We start from the raw sequence: 26,029 nt of genomic DNA on the forward strand, positions 1-26,029 counted from the left end.
ATGATTGACGTCGACAAACTCAGGGACTACCTGAAGCGGGCGACCGCCGATCTGAGCCGGACCAAGCGGCTGCTGCGCGACATGGAGGCGCGGCAGGGGGAGCCGATCGCGATCGTCGCGATGAGCTGCCGCTACCCGGGCGGCGTCTCCTCCCCGGAGGACCTGTGGGAGCTGGTCGCCAGCGGGGGCGACGCGGTCTCGTCGTTCCCCGTCAACCGCGGCTGGGACGTGTCCGGGCTCTACGACCCGGAACCCGGCGCGCCCGGCAAGACCTACACCACCATGGGCGGCTTCCTGCACGACGCGGGCCAGTTCGACGCCGACTTCTTCAAGATCAGCCCGAGGGAGGCGCGGGAGACCGACCCGCAGCAGCGGCTGCTGCTGGAGACCACCTGGGAGCTGTTCGAACGCGCCGGGATCGACGCCGCGTCACTGCGCGGCAGCCGTACCGGTGTCTTCACCGGCATCGTCTACCACGACTACGCGCCGGGCGGCGGCGCCGGCGGGCTGGCCAGCGTGGCGTCCGGCCGGATCGCCTACAGCTTCGGCCTGGAGGGCCCGGCGGTCACCGTCGACACGGCCTGCTCGTCCTCCCTCGTCGCGCTGCACTGGGCGATCCAGGCGCTGCGGGCCGGTGAGTGCACGCTGGCCGTCGTCGGCGGCGCGACGGTCATGGCCGGGCCGGACTCGTTCGTCGGGTTCAGCCAGGAGCGGGGGCTCGCGGCCGACGGCCGGTGCAAGTCCTTCGCGGCGGCGGCGGACGGCACGGCCTGGGGCGAGGGCGTCGGCCTGCTGCTGGTCGAGCGGCTCGTGGACGCGGAGCGCAACGGCCACCCGATCCTCGCGGTCGTACGCGGCAGCGCGGTCAACTCCGACGGCGCGAGCAACGGCCTGACCGCCCCGAACGGGCCGTCCCAGCAACGGCTCATCCAGCAGGCGCTGGCCAGCGCCCAGCTGTCCGCCCAGGACGTGGACGTGGTCGAGGGCCACGGCACCGGGACGACGCTCGGCGACCCGATCGAGGCGCAGGCGATCATCGCGACGTACGGCCGGAACCGCCCGGCGGGCCGGCCGCTGTGGCTGGGGTCGCTGAAGTCGAACATCGCCCACACCCAGGCGGCGGCTGGGGTGGCCGGGATCATCAAGATGGTCATGGCGCTGCGTCACGGCGTCCTGCCCAAGACGCTGCACGTCGACGAGCCCTCGCCCAACGTGGACTGGTCGGCCGGCGCCGTCCGGCTGCTCACCGAGCCGGTTCCCTGGTCCGCCTCCGGACGCCCGCGCCGCGCGGGGATCTCCTCCTTCGGGCTCAGCGGCACCAACGCGCACGTGATCATCGAGGAGCCGCCGACGGCCGAGGAGGACCCGCAGGTCTTCTCGCGCCCGCCGGCCTCGACGGTGCCGGTCCTGCCGGTGTTGCTCTCCGCGCACACCGCTGCGGCGCTGCCCGCGCAGGCCGTGCGGCTGCTGACCCACCTGGACTCCAGGCCGGAGCTGTCACTGCCCGACATCGGGTTCACCTCGGCGACCGCGCGGGCGGCGCTGCCGCACCGTGCCGTGCTGGTCGCGGCCGACCGCGAGGACCTGCGGCGCGGCCTGACCGCCCTGGTGTACGGCACCGACGGCCCCGACGTGCTGCGCGGCGTGGCGCAGCCCCGGGGCGGGACGGCGTTCCTGTTCACCGGCCAGGGGGCGCAGCGGCCGGGGATGGGCCAGGAGCTGCATGCCGCGTTCCCCGCGTTCGCCGAGGCGTTCGACGAGGTCGCCGCCGAACTGGACGTCCACCTGGCGCGGCCGTTGCGGGAGGTGCTCTGGAGCGACGACACCGGGGCGATCGACCAGACCCTCTACACCCAGGCCGGGCTGTTCGCGATCGAGGTGGCGCTGTTCCGGCTGCTGGAGGCGTGGGGACTGCGGCCCGACTACCTGGCCGGTCACTCCGTCGGCGAGCTGGCCGCCGCGCACGCGGCGGGCGTGCTGTCGGTCGCGGACGCGGCCGAGCTCGTGGCGGCGCGCGGGCGGTTGATGCAGGCGCTGCCCGACGGCGGGGCGATGATCAGCGTGCAGGCGAGCGAGGAGGAGATCGCGCCGCTGCTCGACGACCGGGTCGGCCTGGCCGCGATCAACGGGCCGTCCGCCGTGGTGATCTCCGGCGTCGACGCCGCGGTGAGCGAGCTCGCCGCGCGGTTCGAGGCCAAGGGCCGCAAGATCCGGCGGCTGCGGGTGTCCCACGCCTTCCACTCGCCGCTGATGGAGCCGATGCTCGCCGAACTGCGCACCGTGGCGCAGGGACTGACCTACCACCCGCCGCGGGTTCCGCTCGTCTCGACGGTCACCGGCGGGCCGGTCGGCGCCGCGGAGCTGGCCAACGCCGACTACTGGCTCCGCAACGCGCGGCAGACCGTGCGCTTCCACGAGGCCGTGCGGTGGCTGGCGGACGGCGGCGTCACCACCTTCCTCGAACTCGGTCCCGCCGCCGTGCTCACCGCGCTGGCCGCCGACGGCGCGCCCGGCGAGGACCGCGCGTACGTGCCGCTGCTGCGCGGGTCCTCCCGCAGCGCCGGCGAGGCGCACGACGTCGTCTCGGCGCTGGGCACCCTGCACGTGCGCGGCCGTGCGATCGACTGGCGGGCGTTCTACGAGGGCACCGGCGGCACCCGGACCGAGCTCCCCACGTACGCCTTCCAGCGCAAGCAGTACTGGCGGGAGACCCCGGCCCTGCCGGACGCCGACCTGGACGCGTGGCGCTACAAGATCGACTGGCACGAGGCGCCGGCAGGAGCTCCCGTGCTGACCGGCGCGTGGCTGGTCGCCGTGCCCGGCGGAGAGATCGGGGACGGTGCTCGCGAGGCGGTCGCGACGCTGACGGCCGGAGTCGCCGGCCGGGGCGCGACCGTCGAGGTGCTGGAGACCGGCGCCGATCGCGCCGCGACGGCCGACGCCGTGCGCCGGGCCCTCGCGGGCGGGACGCCCCTCGCGGGGGTGCTGTCCCTGCTGGCCTTCGACGAACGCCCGCATCCCCGGCACGACGCGCTGCCCGCCGGCACCGCCGCGACCCTCACCCTCGTGCAGGCGCTCGGCGACGCCGGAGTGACCGCGCCGCTGTGGTGCGTCACCCGGCGGGGGGTCGGCACGGGCCCCTCGGACGCGCCGCCGAGCCCGGACCAGGCGACGATCTGGGGCCTCGGCGTCGGTGTCGCCCTCGACCACCCCGAGCGCTGGGGCGGCCTGGTCGACCTGCCCGAGACGATCGACGAGGCGGCCCTCGACGGGCTCGCCGCCGTCCTGTCCGGGACCACCGGGGAGGACCAGGTCGCGGTCAGGTCCGGACGGATTCTCGGCCGGCGCATGGTGCCGGCCGGCCTCGGCGGGACCGCCCCCGCGCGGTCGTGGCGGCCGCGCGGCACCATCCTCATCACCGGCGGCACCGGCGGGCTGGGCGCGCACGTGGCGCGCTGGCTCGCGGGCCGCGGCGCCGAGCACATCGTGCTGGCCGGCCGCAGGGGCGCGGCCACCCCCGGAGCGGCGGAGCTCGCCGAGGAGCTGACCGCCCGGGGAACCCGGGTGAGCGTCGTCGCCTGCGACGTCGCCCAGCGGGACGCCGTACGCGACCTGCTGGAGAACCTGCCCGCCGAGCCGCCGCTCACCGCGGTCGTGCACGCCGCCGGGGTCCTGCAGCGGATCGCGTCGCCGGCCGACCTCGACGTCGACGAGTTCGCCGAGGTCGGCGAGGCCAAGGTGGCGGGCGCGCGGCACCTCGACGAGCTGCTCGCCGACCGGCCGCTGGACGCGTTCGTGCTGTTCTCGTCGGGCGCGGCGATCTGGGGCAGCGGCGGGCAGACGGCCTACGCCAGCGCCAACGCCTACCTGGACGCGCTCGCGCGCGACCGGCGGGCCCGCGGCCTGACGGCCACCTCCATCGCCTGGGGCCCCTGGGAGAGCGGCATGGTCGACGCCGAGCTCGGCGCGGTGCTGCGCCGGATCGGCACCCCGGCGATGCGGCCCGAGCGGGCCGTCAAGGCCCTCGGCCAGGCGCTCGACCACGACGACACCGAGGTCGTGATCGCCGACTTCGACTGGCCGCGCTTCATCCCCGCCTACACCCTGGCCCGGCCACGGCCCCTGCTGAACGCGCTGCCGCCGGCCGGCGCGGACGCAGGCGCCGGTTCCGGGGCCGGCTCCGGCCTCGCCTCCCAGCCGGCCGGGCCGTCTCCGGCGCTGTCCGGCCTCCGCGAGATGGGCCCGGCCGAACAGCAGCGCACGCTGCTCGACCTGGTGCGTACGCAGGTGGCGGCGGTGCTGGGCTACGGCGACGCGACCGAGGTCGAGCCTGGCCGGTCGTTCGAGGACATGGGCTTCGACTCGGTCGCGGCGGTCGAGCTGCGCACCAGGCTGAACACCGCGACGGGGGAGAACCTGCCGAGCACCCTGGTGTTCGACCACCCCTCGCCGAAGGCACTCGCGGAGCACCTCCGCGCCACGCTGTGCGCGCCGGAGGAGCCGTCCGCGGACGTCGTGCTCGCCGACCTCAACCGGATCGGCGCGCAGGCGGGCGCGCTGCCGCCCGAGGAACGCGCACGGGTGGCCTCGCAGCTACAGGCCCTGCTCGACGGCCTGACGTCCGCGCCGGAGGGGGCGACCACGGCCGAGCGGCTGGCCACGGCGTCCGCGGACGACCTGTTCGCCTTCATCGACTCCGAACTGATGACCGAGCACTGACCGAGCACCGACCGGCACCGACCAGCACCAACGTGGCACCGACTGAGGACTAACTGGGGACTCGCTGATGGGCAACGACGAGAAGCTCCTTGAATATTTGCGCAAGGTCACGGCGGACCTGCACCAGACCCGCTCGCGGCTGCGCCAGGTGGAGGCCGATGCCACCGAACCCATCGCGATCGTCGCCATGGGCTGCCGTTACCCGGGCGGCGTCACCTCACCCGAGGAGCTGTGGCGGCTCGTCGCCGACGAGGTCGACGCCATCGGCCCGTTCCCGGTCGACCGCGGCTGGGACCTCGACACCGAGCGCAGCTACGTACGGGAGGGCGGCTTCGTCGCCGACGTGGCGGGATTCGACGCCGGTTTCTTCGGCATCGCGCCTCGCGAGGCGCTGGCCATGGACCCGCAGCAGCGCCTGGTGCTGGAGGTCGCCTGGGAGACGCTCGAACGCGCCGGCCTCGACCCCCACTCCGTACGCGGTGAGCGGGTCGGCGTGTTCGTCGGTTCCGGCATGCAGGACTACGCGGGCCTGCTGGACGCGGCCCCCGAGGTGGCCGAGGCCTACCTGGGCACGGCCACCGCGTCCGCGGTGATCTCCGGGCGGGTGGCCTACACCCTTGGTCTGGAGGGGCCGACCCTCACGGTCGACACCGCGTGCTCGTCGTCCCTGGTGGCGCTGCACCTGGCGGCGCAGGCGCTGCGCAACCGGGAGTGCGCGCTCGCGCTGGCCGGTGGCGTGATGGTCATGTCCACGCCGGGCCCGTTCATCGGGATGAGCAAGCAGAGCGGCCTCGCCCGGGACGGCCGGTGCAAGGCGTTCTCCGACAGCGCCGACGGCACCGGCTGGGCCGAGGGCGCCGGTCTGCTGCTGCTGGAGCGCCTGTCGGACGCGCAGCGCAACGGGCACCACGTGCTGGCCGTGATCCGCGGCTCCGCGGTCGGCTCCGACGGCGCCAGCAACGGCCTCACCGCGCCGAACGGCCCGGCGCAGCAGCGGGTGATCCGCGACGCGCTCGCCGGCGCCGAACTGACCACGGCGGACATCGACGCGGTGGAGGGACACGGCACCGGCACCACCCTCGGCGACCCGATCGAGGCGCAGGCCCTGCTCGCCACCTACGGCAAGAACCGGCCGGCCGACCAGCCGCTGTGGCTGGGCTCCGTGAAGTCCAACATCGGCCACGCGCAGGCCGCCGCCGGGGTCAGCGGCGTGATCAAGATGGTCATGGCCATGCGGCACGGGGTGCTGCCGCGCACCCTGCACGTCACCGAGCCGTCCTCGCACGTGGACTGGACGGCGGGGAACGTCCGGCTGCTGACCGAGCGGCGGCCGTGGCCGTCGGGTGACCGGCCTCGCCGGGCGGGCGTCTCGTCGTTCGGCGTGAGCGGCACCAACGCCCACGTCGTGCTGGAGGAGGCGCCCCCCGCCGAGCCGGTGACGCAGAGCACTCCCGCGAGCGCGCCGGTGTGGCCGGCCGCGACGCCCGTGCCGCTGCCGGTCTCGGCACGCGACGCCGACTCGCTGCGCGCCCAGGCGGCCCGGCTGCTGGAGCACCTCGACGGGTCGCCGGACACGTCCGTCGTCGACCTCGGCTACTCCCTGGCGACGAGCCGGGCCGCGCTCGCGCACCGGGCGGTGCTGCTCGCGACCGACCGGGAGTCCGTCCTGCGTGGCCTGGCCGAGCTCAGCGCGGGCGAGCCGTCGGCGGCCATCGTGCGGGGCACGGCGGCCGAGAGCGACACCGCCTTCCTGTTCACCGGTCAGGGTGCCCAGCGCCTGGGCATGGGCCGCGAACTGCACGCGGCGTTCCCGGTGTTCGCGCAGGCCTTCGACGCGGTCGTGGACGAGCTGGACGCGCATCTGGATCGGCCTCTGCGTGAGGTGATCTGGGGCGAGGACGCCGATCTGGTGGACCAGACGGCGTATGCGCAGGCGGGGTTGTTCGCCGTCGAGGTGGCGCTGTTCCGCCTCCTGGAGTCGTGGGGGGTGCGGCCGGACTACCTGGCCGGTCACTCGGTGGGTGAGCTGGCCGCCGCGCACGTCGCGGGGATGCTGTCGCTCGCCGACGCGTGCCGGCTGGTCGCGGCGCGGGGCCGGTTGATGCAGGCGCTGCCGTTGGGTGGGGCGATGGTCGCGGTCGAGGCGACCGAGGACGAGGTGACCCCCCTGCTCACCGAGGGGGTGGACATCGCGGCGGTCAACGGGCCGCGCGCGGTGGTCGTCTCCGGGCAGGAAGCACCCGTTCTGGCCTTGGCGGCGCAGTTGGCGGAGCAGGGGCGGAAGACGCGCCGGTTGCGGGTCTCCCACGCCTTCCACTCCCACCTGATGGAGCCGATGCTCGCCGACTTCCAGACGGTGGCGGAGTCGCTGACGTACGGGCGGCCGTCCATCCCGATCGTGTCCACCGTCACCGGCGCCTTCGCCGACTCCGGCTTCGGCACCGCGCGGTACTGGGTGGACCAGGTACGGGGCGCGGTGCGGTTCGCCGACGCCGTCAGCACCCTCGCCGGGCAGGGAGTCACCCGGTTTGTCGAGCTGGGCCCGGACGCGGTGCTCACCGCGATGGCCCGGCAGACCGTCGGAACCGGCGCGCTCCTCCCGACCCTCCGCAAGGACCGGCAGGAGCCCGCCGCCATGATCGCCGCCCTCGCCGGGCTGCACACGAGCGGGCTTCCCGTGGACTGGCAGGCCGTCTTCGCCGGAAGCGGCGCCGTGCGGGCGGACCTCCCGACGTACGCGTTCCAGCGGCGCAGATACTGGGTGGAGGCCGCTCCCACCGCCGACGTGGCCGCCGCCGGCCTGGACGCCCCGGGGCATCCGCTGCTGGGCGCGGTCGTCCAGATGCCCGACTCCGGGGAGATCGTCCTCACCGGCCGCCTGTCCACCCGCGCGCAGCCGTGGCTCGCCGACCACCGCGTCATGGGCCGGGTCCTGGTGCCCGGGACGGCGTTCGTCGAACTGGCGATCCGCGCCGGTGACCAGGTCGGCTGCGCCGTGCTCGACGAGCTGACCCTGCACGCGCCGCTGGCGCTGCCGGAGGCGGACTCCGTCCATCGCGGCGTCCGGATCCAGGTGGTGCTCGGCCCACAGGACGCCGCGTCCCCCGCGCGTACAGTGGCGATCTACTCCCGTCTCGACGAACCGGGCACGGACCTGCCGTGGACCCTGCACGCCGAAGGCGTGCTGACCGCCGGGGCGGCCCCCGCCGAGGACGCGACGGCCGAGTGGCCGCCGCCCGGGGCCGTCCCGGTCGAACTCGGCGACCTGTACGGCGACCTCGCCGAAGCCGGCCTCGGCTACGGCCCGGTCTTCCAGGGCCTGCGAGCCGTCTGGCGCTCGGGCGACGAGGTGTTCGCCGAGGTCGCGCTGCCCGAGCAGGCGGCGTCCGCCGCCGCCGACTTCGGCATCCACCCAGCCCTGCTGGACGCCTGCCTGCACACCGCGGCCTTCGCCGGGCTGTTCGAGCAGCAGGCCGTGGTGCCGTTCGCGTGGTCACGGGTCACCCTGCACGCCGCCGGCGCTCCCGCCGTCCGCGTACGGCTGACCCCGGCCGGAGCCGGGACGGTGACGCTGGACATCGCCGACACGAGCGGACGGCCGGTGCTGTCCGCCGACTCGCTGACGCTGCGCCCGATCTCCGCCGAGCAGGCGTCGTCGCCGGCCCTGCCGGAGAACCTGTACCGGGTGGAGTGGTCGCCCCTCCCGGTGAGCACGGCCCAGCCGTCGCCCGCCGAGGTGGTCGTGGTCCGCGGTGAGCCGGGTGTGTCGGCGGATGCGGTGCGTGGGGCGACGCATGCGGTTCTGTCGGCGTTGCAGTCGTGGCCGGAGGAGGAGCGGCCGGCCGACGCGGTGCTGGCGGTGGTCACGTCGGGTGCCGTGGGGCTGCCCGGTGAGGACGTGACCGACCTGGCCGGTGCCGCGGTGTGGGGGCTGGTGCGTTCGGCGCAGTCGGAATTGTCCGGCCGGGTGGTTCTGGTGGACACCGACGGCTCGGTGGACGTGCCGGTCGTGGTGGCGTCGGGCGAGCCGCAGGTCGTGGTGCGTGACGGGGTGATGTACGCGGCCCGCCTGGTCCGGGTGCCGACCGGCGCTCCGGAGGCCGGGCCCGCCGGGTTCGGTGACGGAGCCGTCCTGGTCACCGGCGGCACCGGCGCGCTGGGCGAACTCGTGGTCCGGCACCTGGTCGCCCGGCACGGCGTGCGCCGCCTGGTGCTGGTCAGCCGCCGCGGCCCGGAGGCGCCCGGCGCCGCGGAGCTGCGCGACGAGATCGCCGGGCTCGGCGCCGAGGTGTCGGTGGTCGCGTGTGACGTGGCCGATCGGGACGCGTTGGCGGCTCTGCTGGCCGGGGTGGACGTCTCGGCCGTGGTGCACATGGCGGGTGTGCTGGACGACGGTGTGATCGGGTCGCTGACGCCGGAGCGGGTGGATCGGGTGCTGCGTCCGAAGGTGGACGCGGCGCTGAACCTGCACGAGCTGACGCGTGATCGTGAGCTGGCGGCGTTCGTGCTGTTCTCCTCGGCGTCGGGGGTCTTCGGGACGCCGGGTCAGGGCAGCTACGCCGCGGCCAACGCCTTCCTGGACGCCCTCGGCGCGCACCGCCGGGCGAACGGCCTCACCGCCCAGTCCCTGGCCTGGGGCCCGTGGGCGGCCGGCATGGCCGGCACCCTGGAGCAGTCGCGCTTCTCCCAGGGCGGCTTCGTCCCGCTGAACGCCGACACCGGGCTGGCCGCCTTCGACGCCGCCCTCACGACGGCCGAGCCGGTGCTGGCGCCGCTGACCCTGAACCTCCCCGGCCTGCGTGCCCAGGCCGAGAACCTGCCCCAGCTGCTGCGCGGCGTCGTCCCCGCGGTCCGCCGGCGCAGCGCCGGGGCCGGATCCGCCGACGGCGCGCTCGCGCGGCGGCTGGCCGAACTGCCCGAGGAAGAGCGGCAGCCCATGCTGCTGCGGCTCGTGCTCGGACACGTGGCGCAGGTGCTGGGCTTCGCCTCGACCGACGCGATCGAGCCGGACCGGGCGTTCGGCGAGTTCGGCTTCGACTCGCTGTCCGCGGTGGAGTTCCGCAACGCGCTGAACGCCGAGACCGGCCTGCGGCTGCCCGCCTCGCTGGTCTTCGACTATCCGTCCCCGACCGCGCTCGCCCGTCACCTCGCCGCCGAACTCACCGGAACGGGCCGGAAGATCACCGCCGTACGGTCCGCCACGGACGCGACGGACGAGCCGCTGGCGATCGTGGGCATGGCGTGCCGCTATCCGGGCGGGGTGTCCTCGCCGGAGGACCTGTGGCGGCTGGTCGCGGGCGGGGTGGACGCGATCTCCGAGTTCCCGGTGAACCGTGGCTGGGACGTCGAGGAGTTCTTCGACCCCGACGGCGCCCGGCCCGGCACCAGTTATGTGAAGCGGGGTGGGTTCCTGCACGAGGCGGCGGAGTTCGACGCGGCCTTCTTCGGGATCTCTCCGAACGAGGCTCTGGTGATGGACCCGCAGCAGCGGTTGCTGCTGGAGACCTCCTGGGAGGCGATCGAGCGGGCCGGCATCGACCCGGGCTCGCTGCGGGGCTCGGCGACCGGGGTGTTCGCCGGGATGATGTACCACGACTACGCCGCGAACAGCAGCACCGGATCGATCGCCTCGGGCCGGGTGTCGTACGTGTTCGGGTTCGAGGGCCCGTCGGTCACGGTCGACACCGCCTGCTCTTCCTCGCTGGTGGCGTTGCATCTGGCCGGGCAGGCGCTGCGGTCGGGGGAGTGCTCGCTGGCGCTGGTCGGTGGTGTGGCGGTGATGGCCACGCCGGAGGCCTTCATCGAGTTCTCCCGCCAGCGCGGATTGTCCCCCGATGGCCGCTGCCGCGCGTACGGCGCGGGCGCGAACGGTACGGCGTGGGCCGAGGGCTGCGGTGTGCTGCTGGTGGAGCGGCTGTCGGACGCGCGGCGGCTCGGCCACCGGGTGCTGGCCGTCGTCCGGGGTACGGCGGTGAACCAGGACGGCGCGTCGAATGGTCTGACGGCGCCGAACGGTCCGTCGCAGGAGCGGGTGATCCGCCAGGCCCTGGCCAACGCCAGGTTGTCGGTGCAGGACGTGGACGTGGTCGAGGGTCACGGCACCGGTACGACGCTGGGTGACCCGATCGAGGCGCAGGCGGTGCTGGCGACTTATGGTCAGGATCGCCCGGAGGAGCGGCCGCTGTGGCTGGGGTCGCTGAAGTCGAACATCGGTCACGCGCAGGCGGCGGCCGGTGTCGGCGGGGTCATCAAGATGGTGCAGGCGATCCGGCACGGGGTGCTGCCCAAGACCCTGCACGTGGACGAGCCGTCCCCGCACATCGAGTGGTCGGCCGGGCAGGTCCAGTTGCTGACCGAGGCGATGCCGTGGCCGGAGGTGCACCGTCCGCGTCGTGCGGGTGTGTCGTCGTTCGGGATCAGTGGCACCAACGCCCACGTCATCATCGAGCAGGCCCCCGCCGACCTCGCCGCCGACGTCCTCCTCGCTGAGGCTCCCTCCCCGGCCCTGCTCGCCGGCAGCGCCCAGGTCCTGGCCGAGAGCGGGCAGCCCGAGGCCGCCGCAGCGGCGGGTGAAGGCCTGGCGCTCGCCGGTGCTGCCGGTGAGTCGGTGTCCGGTGAGGGCGTGGCCTCCGTCGTCGCTGAGGGTGAGGTCCAGACCGGGGCTCCGGTGGCGTGGGTGGTGTCGGGCAAGACGCCGGATGCGCTGGCCGGTCAGGCGGCGCGGGTGCTGTCCTTCGTGCAGGACCGTCCCTCCCTCGGCGTGGCGGATGTCGGGTTGTCGCTGGCGACGACGCGGGCGTCGTTCGAGCGGCGGGCGGTCATCACGGGAGGGGACCGGGACACCCTGCTGGCGGGGCTCGCCGCGCTGGCGGAGGGCCGCACCGCACCCGGGGTGGTGCAGGGCGTCGCCCGCTCCACCGGAAAGGTCGGTGTGCTGTTCACCGGTCAGGGCGCCCAGCGCCTGGGCATGGGCCGCGAACTCCACGCGGCCTTCCCCGCCTTCGCCCAAGCCTTCGACGCCGTCGTGGACGAGCTGGATGCGCACCTGGATCGGCCGCTGCGTGAGGTGATCTGGGGTACCGACGCCGATCTGGTGGACCAGACCGCTTATGCGCAGGCAGGGTTGTTCGCCGTCGAGGTGGCGCTGTTCCGCCTAGTCTCCTCGTGGGGGGTGCGGCCGGACTACCTGGCCGGGCACTCGGTCGGTGAACTGGCCGCCGCGCACGTCGCCGGGATGCTGTCACTCGCCGACGCGTCCCGCCTGGTCGCGGCGCGGGGCCGGTTGATGCAGGCCCTGCCGTCGGGTGGGGCGATGGTCGCGGTCCAGGCCACCGAGGAGGAGGTGCTGCCGCTGCTGACCGAGGGGGTGGACATCGCGGCGGTCAACGGCCCCCGCGCGGTGGTGATCTCCGGGCAGGAAGCCCCGGTCCTCGCCCTGGCCGCGCGGTTGGCGGAGCAGGGGCGGAAGACGCGCCGGTTGCGGGTCTCCCACGCCTTCCACTCCCACCTGATGGAGCCGATGCTCGCCGACTTCCACACCGTGGCGGAGTCGCTGACCTACGCTCCGGCGTCGATCCCGATCGTGTCCACCGTCACCGGCGGCCTCGCCGACGACGGGTTCGGCACCGCCGAGTACTGGGTGGACCAGGTGCGGGGTGCGGTGCGGTTCGCCGACGCGGTGACCACCCTGGCCGGCCAGGGGGTGACCCGGTTCGTGGAGCTCGGTCCGGACGCGGTGCTGACCGCGATGGCCCAGCAGACCCTCGACGAGGCCGACACCGCCGTCTTCACCGCCACCATGCGGAACGAGCGTCCCGAGCCCGGCACGGTCGTCGCCGCGCTCGGCCAGTTGCACACCGCCGGCGTCCCGGTCGACTGGCAGGCCTTCTACGCCGAGACCGGCGCCAACCGCGTCGACCTGCCCACCTACGCCTTCCAGCGCGAGTCCTACTGGCTCGACACCCTCGACTACTGGAGGCAGGCCTGGGCCGGGGCCTTCGCGGGGGCGGCCGACATCGCGTCGGCGGGCCTGGACTCGGCGGATCACCCGCTGCTGGGCGCTGTCGTGACATCGCCGGAGTCGGACGGCGTGGTGCTGACCGGGCGGCTGTCCTCACGTACGCAGGACTGGCTGGCCGACCACCGGGTTCTCGGCAACGTGGTGTTCCCCGGCACCGGCTTCGTCGAGATGGCGATCCGCGCCGGTGACCAGGTCGGCTGCGAGGTGCTTGAGGAACTGACCCTGCAGGCTCCGCTGGTGCTGCCAGAAAGCGGCGTCGCGGTGCGCGTCTCCGTCGGCGCCGCCGACGAAACGGGCCGCCGGTCGGTCAGCGTCCATTCGCGGAGCGAGGACGTCGACGCGCCGTGGGTCTGCCACGCCACCGGCCTGCTGGCCCCCGGCGTGACCGAGCCGGTGGCGGCGGCTCACGAATGGCCTCCCGCCGGTGCCGTTCCGGTCGATCTCAGCAGCCTGTACGCCGACCTGGCCGAGGCCGGAATCACGTACGGCCCTGCCTTTCAGGGACTGAAGACCGCCTGGCGCCGCGGTGACGACGTCTTCGCCGAGGTGGCGCTGCCCGAGTCTGTGCAGGAGGAGGCCGATCGGTTCGGGATCCACCCGGCCCTGCTCGACGCGTGCCTGCACGCCATCGGGCTGACCAGCGTGATCGGCGAGGAGGCGGCGCTGCCCTTCTCGTGGGCGGGGGTCGCCCTGCACGCGACCGGCGCGCAGGCGGTGCGCGTCCGGGTCACCACGGTCGGCTCGGACGCGGTGAGCATCGCCGTCGCCGACCACACCGGTGCCCCGGTCGCGTCGGTCGAGTCGCTGACCGTACGGACGATCCCGGCCGGCGGGCTCGACGCGGCCGCTTCGCGGCAGGCCGCCCCGCTGTTCCGGCTCTCGTGGGCGCCGATCGGCGGCGCGTCACCGGCCACCACCGACCCGGCCGAGGTGGTCGTGGTCCGCGGTGAGCCGGGTGTGTCGGCGGATGCGGTGCGTGGGGCGACGCATGCGGTGCTGTCGGCGTTGCAGTCGTGGCCGGGGGAGGAGCGGCCGGCGGATGCGGTGCTGGCGGTGGTCACGTCGGGTGCCGTGGGGCTGCCCGGTGAGGACGTGACCGACCTGGCCGGTGCGGCTGTCTGGGGCCTGGTGCGGTCCGCGCAGTCGGAGAACCTGGGCCGGATCCTGCTGCTGGACACCGACGGCTCGGTGGACGTGCCGGTCGTGGTGGCGTCGGGCGAGCCGCAGGTCGTGGTGCGCGACGGGGTGATGTACGCGGCCCGGCTCGTCCGCGTGCCCGCCGCAACCGCCGAGGTCGAGCCGGTGACATCGTTCCCGGCGGAGGGGACGGTGCTGGTCACGGGTGGCACCGGGATGCTGGGCCGGTTGGTGGCGCGGCACCTGGTCGTGGCGCATGGAGTGCGTCACCTGCTGCTCACCAGCAGGAGCGCCTCGGCCGAGAGCGCCGCCGACCTGATCGAAGAGCTTGCGGACCTCGGCGCCGAGGTGTCGGTGGTCGCGTGTGACGTGGCCGATCGGGACGCGTTGGCGGCTCTGCTGGGCGGGGTGGACGTCTCGGCCGTGGTGCACATGGCGGGTGTGCTGGACGACGGTGTGATCGGGTCGTTGACGCCGGAGCGGGTGGATCGGGTGCTGCGTCCGAAGGTGGACGCGGCGCTGAACCTGCACGAGCTGACGCGTGATCGTGAGCTGGCGGCGTTCGTGCTGTTCTCCTCGGCGTCGGGAGTGTTCGGGACGCCGGGTCAGGGCAGCTACGCCGCGGCCAACGCCTTCCTGGACGCCCTCGCCGCGCACCGCCGGGCGAACGGCCTCACCGCCCAGTCCCTGGCCTGGGGCCTCTGGGACGCCCAGGGCGGCATGGGTGGTGAACTGACCGCAGTCGAGCGGCAGCGGCTGAGCCGTACCGGTGTGGAACCGCTGTCGGCCGAGCAGGGGCTGGAACTGTTCGACGCGGCCTGCGCCTCGGACTCCTCCGCGGTGGTGCCGATCCGGCTGAACCTCACCGCGCTCGCCGCGGCCGGCCCGGAGGCGCCGGCCCTGCTGGGCGGCCTGGTCCGGCGACCGGCCCGCAGAAGTGCGGCCGGAGTTCCCGCGGCGGCGGCGCAACTGGCCGAGCGACTGGCGCCGCTGTCCGAAGGGGACCGCGTGGCTGCGCTGCTGGAGATCGTGCGTACGCAGGCGGCCACCGTGCTGGGGCACGCCGGGGCGGAGGCGATCGAGCCCGATCGGGCGTTCGGTGAGCTGGGCTTCGACTCGCTGTCCGCGGTGGAGTTCCGCAACGCGCTGAACGCCCAGGTCGGGCTGCGCCTGCCGGCGTCGCTGGTCTTCGACTACCCCAACGCGCTCGCCGTCGCCGAGTACATCGCGGCCGAGGTCGCCGGTGCGGACACCAGGCGTACGGCGGTGGCGGCCACGGCCGGTTCGGTCGACGAGCCGCTGGCGATCGTGGGCATGGCGTGCCGCTACCCCGGTGGGGTGTCCTCGCCGGAGGATTTGTGGCGGCTGGTGTCCGATGGTGTGGACGCGATTTCGGATTGGCCGGCTGATCGTGGCTGGGATGTCGAGGGGTTGTTCGATCCGAGTGGGGAGCGGCCGAACACCAGTTATGTGAAGTCGGGTGGGTTCCTGCACGAGGCGGCGGAGTTCGACGCCGGGTTCTTCGGGATCTCGCCGAACGAGGCTCTGGTGATGGATCCGCAGCAGCGGTTGCTGCTGGAGACGTCCTGGGAGGCGATGGAGCGGGCGGGGATCGATCCGGGCTCGCTGCGGGGGTCGGCGACCGGGGTGTTCGCCGGGATGATGTACCACGACTACGCCGCCAACGCGAACACCGGGTCGATCGCTTCGGGCCGGGTGTCGTACGTGTTCGGGTTCGAGGGCCCGTCGGTCACGGTCGACACCGCCTGCTCCTCCTCCCTGGTGGCGTTGCACCTGGCCGGGCAGGCGCTGCGGTCGGGGGAGTGCTCGCTGGCGCTGGTGGGTGGTGTGGCGGTGATGGCCACGCCGGAGGCGATCATCGAGTTCTCCCGCCAGCGCGGGCTGTCACCGGACGGCCGGTGCCGGTCGTTCGCGGCCGGCGCGAACGGTACGGCGTGGGCCGAGGGCTGCGGTGTGCTGCTGGTGGAGCGGCTGTCGGATGCCCGTCGGCTCGGCCACCGGGTGCTCGCGGTGGTGCGGGGTACGGCGGTGAACCAGGACGGCGCGTCGAACGGTCTGACGGCGCCGAACGGTCCGTCGCAGGAGCGGGTGATCCGCCAGGCCCTCGCGAACGCCAGGTTGTCGGTGCAGGACGTGGACGCGGTGGAGGGTCACGGCACCGGGACGACGCTGGGTGACCCGATCGAGGCGCAGGCGGTGCTGGCGACCTATGGTCAGGATCGGCCGGAGGAGCGGCCGCTGTGGCTGGGGTCGCTGAAGTCGAACATCGGTCACGCGCAGGCGGCGGCCGGTGTCGGCGGCATCATCAAGATGGTGCAGGCGATCCGGCACGGGGTGCTGCCCAAGACCCTGCACGTCGACGAGCCGTCCCCACACATCGAGTGGTCCGCCGGTCAGGTCCAGTTGCTGACCGAGGCGATGCCGTGGCCGGAGGTGGACCGCCCCCGCCGCGCGGGTGTGTCGTCGTTCGGCATCAGCGGCACCAACGCCCACGTCATCATCGAGCAGGCCCCCGCCGACCTCGCCGCCGACGTCCTCCTCGCCGAGGCCCCCTCCCCGGCTCTGCTCATCGGAGCCGTCTCCACGGCCACGGCCGAGATTGCGGCTGCCGCCGACGGTGCCGCGCCGGTCCTGGCCGAGAGCGGTCAGCCTGCCGGCGCCGCCGCTGTGGCCGGCGAGGGTGTGGTGCTCGCCGACGGCGCCGCTGAGCCGGTGTCCGGGCAGGACGCGGTCTCCGTCGCGGGGCAGGGTGCCGCCCTGGTCCCGGCCGGGAGTGCGGCTCCGGTGGCGTGGGTGGTGTCGGGCAAGACGGCGGATGCGCTGGCCGGGCAGGCGGCGCGGGTGCTGTCCTTCGTGCAGGACCGTCCCTCCCTCGGTGTCGCGGATGTCGGCTACTCGCTGGCGACGACGCGGGCGTCGTTCGAGCGTCGGGCGGTCATCACTGGCGGGGATCGGGCCGGGCTGCTGGCGGGGCTGGCGGCGCTGGCGGAGGGCCGCACCGCACCCGGGGTGGTGCAGGGTGTCGCCCGTTCCGGTGGGAAGGTCGGTGTGCTGTTCACCGGTCAGGGCGCCCAGCGCCTGGGCATGGGCCGCGAACTGCACGCGGCGTTCCCGGTGTTCGCCCAGGCCTTCGACGCGGTCGTCGCTGAGCTGGATGCGCATCTGGATCGGCCGTTGCGTGAGGTGATCTGGGGCGCCGACGCCGATCTGGTGGACCAGACGGCGTATGCGCAGGCGGGGTTGTTCGCGGTGGAGGTGGCGCTGTTTCGCCTGGTCTCCTCGTGGGGGGTGCGGCCGGACTACCTGGCCGGTCACTCGGTCGGTGAGCTGGCCGCCGCGCACGTCGCCGGGATGCTGTCGCTCGCCGACGCGTGCCGGTTGGTGGCGGCGCGGGGCCGGCTGATGCAGGCTCTCCCGTCGGGCGGGGCGATGGTCGCCATCCAGGCCACCGAGGACGAGGTGCTGCCGCTGCTCACTGACGGGGTGGACATCGCGGCGGTCAACGGCCCCCGCGCCGTGGTGGTCTCCGGGCAGGAAGCCCCCGTTCTGGCCCTGGCGGCTCGGTTGGCGGAGCAGGGGCGGAAGACGCGCCGGTTGCGGGTCTCCCACGCCTTCCACTCCCATCTGATGGAGCCGATGCTCGCCGACTTCCAGACGGTGGCGGAGTCGCTGACCTACGCTCCGGCGTCGATCCCGATCGTGTCCACCGTCACCGGCGGCCTCGCCGCCGAGGAGCTGGGCACCGCGCGGTACTGGGTGGACCAGGTGCGTGGGGCGGTGCGGTTCGCCGACGCGGTGACCACCCTGGCCGCCCAGGGGGTGACCCGGTTCGTCGAGCTGGGCCCGGACGCGGTGCTCACCGCGATGGCCCAGCAGACCCTCGACGAGGCCGACACCACCGTCTTCACCGCCACCATGCGGGCAGAGCGTCCCGAACCGGGCACGGTCGTCGCCGCGCTCGGTCAGCTGCACACCGCCGGCGTCCCGGTCGACTGGCAGGCCTTCTACGCCGAGACCGGCGCCACGCGGGTCGACCTGCCCACCTACGCCTTCCAGCGCGAGCGCTACTGGCTCAACCCGATCGACTACCTGTCCGAGTCCTGGGTGGCCGATCACATCGGCAACCTGTCCTCCGCCGGGCTGGAGGCCGTCGAGCACCCTCTGCTGGGCGCCGTCCTCCCGCTGCCCGAGTCCGGGGGCGTGGTCTTCACCGGTCAGCTCTCCGTACGGAGTCATCCGTGGCTGGCCGATCACCAGGTGTTCGGCAGTGTGCTGTTGCCGGGGACCGGTCTGGTGGAGCTGGCGCTGCACGCGGCCGAGCACACCGGGTGCACGCAGGTGGAGGAGCTGACGCTGGCCGCGCCGCTGGTGCTCCCGGGCGGGGCCGCCGGGTCCGGTGAGGGCGCGGTGCAGGTGCAGGTCGTGGTCGGCGCCGCCGACGAGGACGGCCGCCGTACGGTGGCGATCTACTCACGAGGCGCGCAGGCCCCGGCCGACCTGCCCTGGACGCTGCACGCCGAAGGCACCCTGTCCACCAACCCGGCCACCAACCCGGCAGATGCGAACCCGGCCGGTGCGGACCTGAGCCAGTGGCCTCCGGCCGAGGCCAGCACGGTGGACCTCACCGACGCCTACCAGATCCTGCACGAACGCGGCTACGGCTACGGCCCGGCCTTCCAGGGACTACGCGCGGCCTGGCGACGCGGCGAGGAACTGTTCGCCGAAGTCGCCCTCCCCGACCAGGAACACCAGGACGCCGCACTCTTCGGACTCCACCCCGCACTGTTCGACGCGGCACTGCACTCGCTGCACTTCGGCGGGGACGACACCGACGACGGCCCCACGATGCTGCCGTTCTCCTGGGCGGGCGTGTCGCTGAGCGCCGTCGGCGCGACGGCGCTGCGCGTCCGGCTGACGCCCGCGGGGCAGAACGCCTTCTCCCTGGAGATCGCGGACGCCGAGGGAGCACCGGTCGCCGCCGTGCGGTCGCTCACGTCGCGGCCGGTCGCGCCGGAACAGCTGCAGCCCGCGCAACTGCACGACTCGCTGTACCGGGTCGACTGGACGAAGGTGCCGGTGCCCCCGGCCGTCTCCCTCACGTACGCCGACTGGGCGGCCCTGGACCCGGCCGCGGCGACGGTGCCGGACGTCATCGTGCTCCGGGAGCCCTTCGGCGACCCGGACGGGGCTTCCGCGGACGAGGCCGGGGCGGTCAGGGCCGCGACCCACCAGGTGCTGGCCGTACTGCAGGAGTGGACGGCCGACGAGCGCTTCGCCGACAGCAGGCTGCTGGTCGTCACCCGGGGGGCGGTCGCCCCGCTGCCCGGCGCGGACGACGTGACCGACCTCGCCGGCGCGGCCGTCTGGGGGCTGGTGCGGACCGCGCAGCGGGAGCATCCCGACCGGATCGTCCTGGCCGACCTGGACGACAGCGCGGACAGCGGAGTGGACGCCGGCGTGGACCTCGGTGCCGTCATGGGCATCGGCGAGCCGCAGGTGGCGATCCGCGACGGCGCCGCGTACGCGCCCCGGCTGGTCCGGGTCCCGGTCTCGGCGCCGGAGACGACACCGGAAACGACACCGCTGACGTCGTTCCCGGCGGAGGGGACGGTGCTGGTCACGGGTGGCACCGGGATGCTGGGCCGGTTGGTGGCGCGGCACCTGGTCGTGGCGCATGGAGTGCGTCACCTGCTGCTCACCAGCAGGAGCGCCTCGGCCGAGAACGCGGCCGACCTGATCGGCGAGCTTGCGGACCTCGGCGCGCAAGTGTCGGTGGCGGCGGCGGATGCCGCTGATCGCGCCTCGCTCGCAGGGGTGCTGGCGGGGATCCCGGCGGAGCACCCACTGGTGGGAGTCGTGCATCTGGCGGGTGTGCTGGACGACGGTGTGATCGGGTCGCTGACGCCGGAGCGGGTGGATCGGGTGCTGCGTCCGAAGGTGGACGCGGCGCTGAACCTGCACGAGCTGACGCGTGATCGTGAGCTGGCGGCGTTCGTGCTGTTCTCCTCGGCGTCGGGAGTGTTCGGGACGCCGGGTCAGGGCAGCTACGCCGCGGCCAACGCCTTCCTGGACGCACTCGCCGCACACCGCCGGGCGAACGGCCTCACCGCCAAGTCCCTGGCCTGGGGACTGTGGGCCGACGACGCCGGGATGGCCGGTGAGCTGGGCGACGCCGACCGGCAGCGGCTGAGCCGCAACGGTGTGGAGCCGCTGTCGGCCCGGCAGGGGCTGGAGCTGTTCGACGTCGCCTGCACCGTGGACTCCGGCACGCTGGTGCCGATCCGGCTGGACTTCGCCGCCCTCGCCGAAGCGGGAGCGGAGCTCCCGTCCCTCTTCCGCACCCTCGTCCGCGTACCCACTCGCCGGGTGGCCGCCGCGGCCGGCGGCGCGGCCTCCGCCGTACGGGAGAGGTTCGCCGGACTGACCGCGGCCGAGCGGGTCGCCGCCGCGCTCGACATCGTGCGTACGCAGGCGGCCGCCGTCCTCGGGCACGCCGGGGTGGAGGCGATCGAGCCCGACCGGGCGTTCGGCGAACTGGGCTTCGACTCGCTCTCCGCCGTGGAACTCCGCAACGGACTGAACGCGGTCACCGGGCTGCGGCTGCCGGCGTCGCTGGTCTTCGACTACCCCAACGCGCTCGCCGTCGCCGAGCACATCGCGGCCGAGGTGGTCGGTGCGGACACCAGGCGTACGGCGGTGGCGGCCACGGCCGGTTCGGTCGACGAGCCGCTCGCGATCGTGGGCATGGCGTGCCGGTATCCGGGCGGGGTGTCCTCGCCGGAGGACCTGTGGCGGCTGGTCGCGGGCGGGGTGGACGCGATCTCCGACCTGCCGGTCAACCGCGGCTGGAACATCGAAGAGATCTTCGACCCCGAGGGCAAGCGGCCGAACACCAGTTATGTGAAGTCGGGCGGGTTTCTGCACGAGGCGGCGGAGTTCGACGCCGGGTTCTTCGGGATCTCGCCGAACGAGGCTCTGGTGATGGATCCGCAGCAGCGGTTGCTGCTGGAGACGTCCTGGGAGGCGATGGAGCGGGCCGGGATCGATCCGGGCTCGCTGCGGGGTTCGGCGACCGGGGTGTTCGCCGGGATGATGTACCACGACTACGCCGCCAACGCGAACACCGGGTCGATCGCTTCGGGCCGGGTGTCGTACGTGTTCGGGTTCGAGGGCCCGTCGGTGACAATCGACACCGCCTGCTCCTCCTCCCTGGTAGCCCTGCACCTGGCCGGGCAGGCGCTCCGATCCGGGGAGTGCTCGCTGGCGCTGGTCGGCGGAGTCGCGGTGATGGCCACCCCCGACACCTTCATCGAGTTCTCCCGCCAGCGGGGGCTGTCGCCCGACGGCCGCTGCCGCGCGTACGGCGCGGGCGCGAACGGCACGGCGTGGGCCGAGGGCTGCGGTGTGCTGCTGGTGGAGCGGCTGTCGGACGCGCGGCGGCTCGGCCACCGGGTGCTCGCGGTGGTGCGGGGTACGGCGGTGAACCAGGACGGCGCGTCGAACGGGCTGACTGCGCCGAACGGTCCGTCGCAGGAGCGGGTGATCCGCCAGGCCCTGGCCAACGCCAGGCTGTCGGTGCAGGACGTGGACGTGGTCGAGGGCCACGGCACCGGCACCACTCTCGGTGACCCGATCGAGGCGCAGGCGGTGCTGGCCACCTACGGCCAGGACCGCCCGGAGGAGCAGCCGCTGTGGCTGGGGTCGCTCAAGTCCAACATCGGCCACACGCAGGCCGCCGCCGGCGTCGGCGGGATCATCAAGATGGTCATGGCCATGCACAACGGCGTCCTGCCCAAGACGCTGCACGCGGACGAGCCCTCCCCGCACATCGAGTGGTCGGCCGGACACGTGCGGCTGCTGACCGAGGCCATGCCGTGGCCGGAGGTGGACCGTCCGCGTCGTGCGGGTGTGTCGTCGTTCGGCATCAGCGGCACCAACGCCCACGTCATCATCGAGCAGGCCCCCGCCGACCTCGCCGCCGATGTTCTCCTCGCTGAGGCTCCCTCCCCGGCCCTGCTCGCCGGCACCGTCCTCCCCGCCACGCCTGAGCTGACCGACGGCACCACGCAGGTCCTGGTCGAGAGCGAGAGCGCGGCTCCGGTCGCGTGGGTGGTCTCAGGCAAGACGGCGGATGCGCTGGCCGGTCAGGCGGCGCGGGTGCTGTCCTTCGTGCAGGACCGTCCCTCCCTGAGCGTGGCCGATATCGGCTACTCGCTGGCGACGACGCGGGCGTCGTTCGAGCGGCGGGCAGTGGTGACCGGTGGTGACCGGGCCGGGCTGCTGGCGGGGCTGGCCGCACTGGCGGAGGGCCGCACCGCACCTGGGGTGGTGCAGGGTGTCGCCCGTTCCGGTGGGAAGGTGGGTGTGCTGTTCACCGGTCAGGGCGCCCAGCGCCTGGGCATGGGCCGCGAACTGCACGCAACGTTCCCGGTGTTCGCGCAGGCCTTCGACGCGGTCGCGGACGAGCTGGACGCGCACCTGGACCGGCCGCTGCGTGAGGTGATTTGGGGCGAGGACCCCGGTCTCGCCGACCAGACGGCGTACGCGCAGGCGGGGTTGTTCGCCGTCGAGGTGGCGCTGTTCCGCCTGGTCTCCTCGTGGGGGGTGCGGCCGGACTACCTGGCCGGTCACTCGGTCGGTGAACTGGCCGCCGCGCACGTCGCCGGGATGCTGTCACTCGCCGACGCGTCCCGCCTGGTCGCGGCGCGGGGCCGGCTGATGCAGGCCCTCCCGGCCGGCGGGGCGATGGTCGCCATCCAGGCCACCGAGGACGAGGTGACCCCCCTGCTCACCGACGGAGTGGACATCGCCGCGGTCAACGGCCCCCGCGCCGTGGTGATCTCCGGACAGGAAGCCCCGGTCCTCGCCCTGGCCGCACGGCTGGCGGAGCAGGGACGCAAGACGCGCCGGTTGCGGGTCTCCCACGCCTTCCACTCCCACCTGATGGAGCCGATGCTCGCCGACTTCCAGACGGTGGCGGAGTCGCTGACCTACGCTCCGGCGTCGATCCCGATCGTGTCCACCGTCACCGGCGGTCTCGCCGACGACGGGTTCGGCACCGCGCGGTACTGGGTGGACCAGGTGCGCGGCGCGGTGCGGTTCGCCGACGCGGTGACCACCCTGGCCGGCCAGGGGGTGACCCGCTTCGTGGAGCTGGGCCCGGACGCGGTGCTCACCGCGATGGCCCAGCAGACCCTCGACGAGGCCGACACCACCGTCTTCACCGCCACCATGCGGGCCGGACGGCCCGAGCCCGGCACGGTCGTCGCCGCGCTCGGACAGCTGCACACCGCCGGCGTCCCGGTCGACTGGCAAGCCTTCTACGCCGAGACCGGCGCCACCCGTGTCGACCTGCCCACCTACGCCTTCCAGCGCGAGTTCTACTGGCTCGAACACGAGCAGGAGGGTGTGGACGCGGCGGCCATGGGCCTGGAGCGCGTCGAGCACCCGCTGCTCGGCGCCGCGATCCCGGCCCCCGACTCGGACGGGATGTCGTTCACCGGCCGGCTGTCGGTCCGTACGCATCCCTGGCTGGCCGACCACCAGGTGCTGGACAACGTGCTCTTCCCCGGCACGGGCTTCGTGGAGCTGGCGGTCGCGGCGGGAGGGCAGGTCGGCTGCACCGTCCTGGAGGAGCTCACCCTCGCGGCACCGCTGCTGCTGCCCGAGGGTGATCCCGGCTCACGTGATCGCGGGATGCAGGTGCAGGTCGTGGTCGGCGCCGCCGACGACACCGACCGCCGTACGGTCGCGGTCTACTCCCGCAGGGAGAACGCCCCGGCGGACGAGCCCTGGACGCTGCACGCCGAAGGCACCCTCACCGCTTCCGCGCCCACCGCGTCCACGGGCCACCTGCAGTGGCCCCCGGCCGACGCCACCCCGGTGGACGTGAGCGACGCGTACGACATCCTGCACGAACGCGGTTACGGCTACGGCCCGACGTTCCAGGGCCTGAAGACGGCGTGGCGGCGCGGCGCGGAGATCTTCACGGAGGTGGAGCTTCCGGCACAGGCACGGGAGGACGCCGCCGCGTTCGGCGTGCACCCGGCGCTGCTGGACGCCGCGCTGCACGGGCTGGGTCTCGTGCCTCCGGACGGCGCGGCCGACCGGGAGCAGGCGCTGCTGCCCTTCGCCTGGCGCGGGGTCGCGCTGCACGCGGCCGGAGCCGACGCGCTGCGCGTGCGGCTGACCTGGCTGAGCGACACCTCGCTGTCCATGGAGATCACCGACCGGTACGGCGTACCCGTGGCGTCGGTCGAGTCCCTGACCCTGCGCGCGACCTCGACCGAGCAGCTTCGGGCGGCGGAACCGGGCGCGGGCGACTCGCTCTTCCAGCTGTCCTGGACGCCGATCGCCGGCGCCCCGGCGGCGCTTCCCGTGTCGTGGGCGGCCTGGGCCGAGCTGGCCGACGACGCCGTGCCTCCGGAGGTGGTCGTGCTGGACGCCGGCCACGGCCGCGACGCGGCGGCGGTGCGGGCCGCGACGCACCGGGCGCTCGCCGTACTGCAGGCCTGGGCGGCCGATTCCCGGTTCGCCGGTTCCACGCTGGCCGTGACCACGCGGGGCGCCGTACCACTGCCGGGAGAGGACTCCGTCGATCTCGCGGGCGCCGCGGTCTGGGGACTGGTGCGGTCCGCGCAGTCGGAGAACCTGGGCCGGATCCTGCTGCTGGACACCGACGACTCGGTGGACCTCGCGACGGTTCTGGCGACGGACGAGCCGCAGGTCGTCGTGCGCGACGGTGCGATGTACGCGGCGAGGCTCGCCCGGCCGCCGGCCGCCGCCGAGGACGACACGCCCGCCGGGTCCTTCGGGCCGGACGACACCGTCCTGGTCACCGGTGCGACCGGCACACTGGGCCGGCTCGTCTCCCGGCACCTGGTCACCCGGTACGGCGTGCCGCGGCTGCTGCTGACCAGCCGCCGAGGGCTCGCCGCCCCGGGGGCCGCCGAGCTACGCGACGAACTGGCCGCGCTGGGCGCCGACGTGACGGTCGCCGCCTGCGACACCGCCGACCGCGCCGCGCTCGCCGAGCTCCTGTCGGCGGTGGACGTCACCGGCGTCGTGCACATCGCCGGTGTGCTCGACGACGGCGTGATCTCCTCGCTCACCCCCGAGCGCGTGGACCACGTGCTGCGCGCCAAGGTCGACGCGGCGCTGAACCTGCACGAACTCACCGCGGGCCGGAACCTCTCGGCGTTCGTGCTGTTCTCCTCGGCCGCCGGCGTGTTCGGCAACCCCGGTCAGGGCAGCTACGCCGCCGCGAACGCCTTCCTGGACGCGCTGGCGCTCCACCGCCGGGCCGCCGGTCTGACCGCGCAGTCACAGGCCTGGGGCCTGTGGGACGACGAAGGCGGCATCGGCGGGGGACTGACCGACGCCGACCGGCAGCGGCTCAGCCGTACCGGTGTGGAACCGCTGACGGAGGAGCAGGGCCTCGCGCTGTTCGACCTGGCCTGCGCCGGGGACGCGGCCACGGTGGTGCCGATCCGGCTCGACCTGGCCGCGGTCGCGGCCGGCAACGAGCCGCCGGCCCTGCTGCGCGGCCTCGTACGCCGCCCGGCCCGGCGCGGCACCGGGAACGCGTCGGCCGCCGCCGCCCTGCGGAGCAGCCTGGCCGGTCTGTCCGAGACCGAACGCCAGGCGGCGCTGCTGGACATCGTGCGCACCCAGGCCGCTCTGGTGCTGGGGCACAGCGGCTCGCAGGCCATCGAGCCGGACCGCGCGTTCGGCGAGCTGGGCTTCGACTCGCTGTCGGCCGTCGAGTTCCGCAACGGACTGAACACGGTCACCGGGCTGCGCCTGCCGGCGACGCTGGTCTTCGACTACCCGAACGCGCTCGTGCTCGCCGCCCACCTCGACCGAGAGCTGGCGACCGACGCGGACGGACAGAACGGCTCCGCGGACACCGAGGAACGGGTCCGCCGGATCCTGAATGCGATTCCCCTGAGCAGGCTGCGCGACGCGGGCCTGCTGGACACCCTGCTGGAACTCGGCGGAGCCCGCGCCGAGTCCGCCGAATCGGCCGCCGATTCGGCACCCGCGGCTTCCATTGACGAAATGGACGCCGAGAGTCTGATCAACATGGCGTTCCAGGGCCTGGAATTCGACGATATGACGCAGGAATTGTGA

General features: G+C 74.0%; 2 protein-coding genes. Both read left to right on the top strand.

What is annotated here, in order from left to right:
- Positions 1 to 4,719 carry a type I polyketide synthase gene (locus HHX37_RS10855; RefSeq protein WP_182885304.1) on the top strand — a complete coding sequence of 1,573 codons (4,719 nt, stop codon included), beginning with the start codon at positions 1 to 3 and terminating at the stop codon, positions 4,717 to 4,719.
- Positions 4,720 to 4,786: 67 nt separating this feature from the next.
- Complete coding sequence (locus HHX37_RS36545) at positions 4,787 to 26,029, top strand: type I polyketide synthase (RefSeq protein WP_182885305.1); 21,243 nt, start codon at positions 4,787 to 4,789, stop codon at positions 26,027 to 26,029.

The sequence above is a fragment of the Microbispora sp. H10885 genome (assembly GCF_014161415.1).
GTDB classification, from domain to species: Bacteria; Actinomycetota; Actinomycetes; order Streptosporangiales; family Streptosporangiaceae; genus Microbispora; species Microbispora triticiradicis.

Bases quoted from the DNA above. Each gene is read 5' to 3' on its own strand.
- HHX37_RS10855 (WP_182885304.1), top strand. From the start codon at position 1: ATGATTGACGTCGACAAACTCAGGGACTACCTGAAGCGGGCGACCGCC.
- HHX37_RS36545 (WP_182885305.1), top strand. From the start codon at position 4,787: ATGGGCAACGACGAGAAGCTCCTTGAATATTTGCGCAAGGTCACGGCG.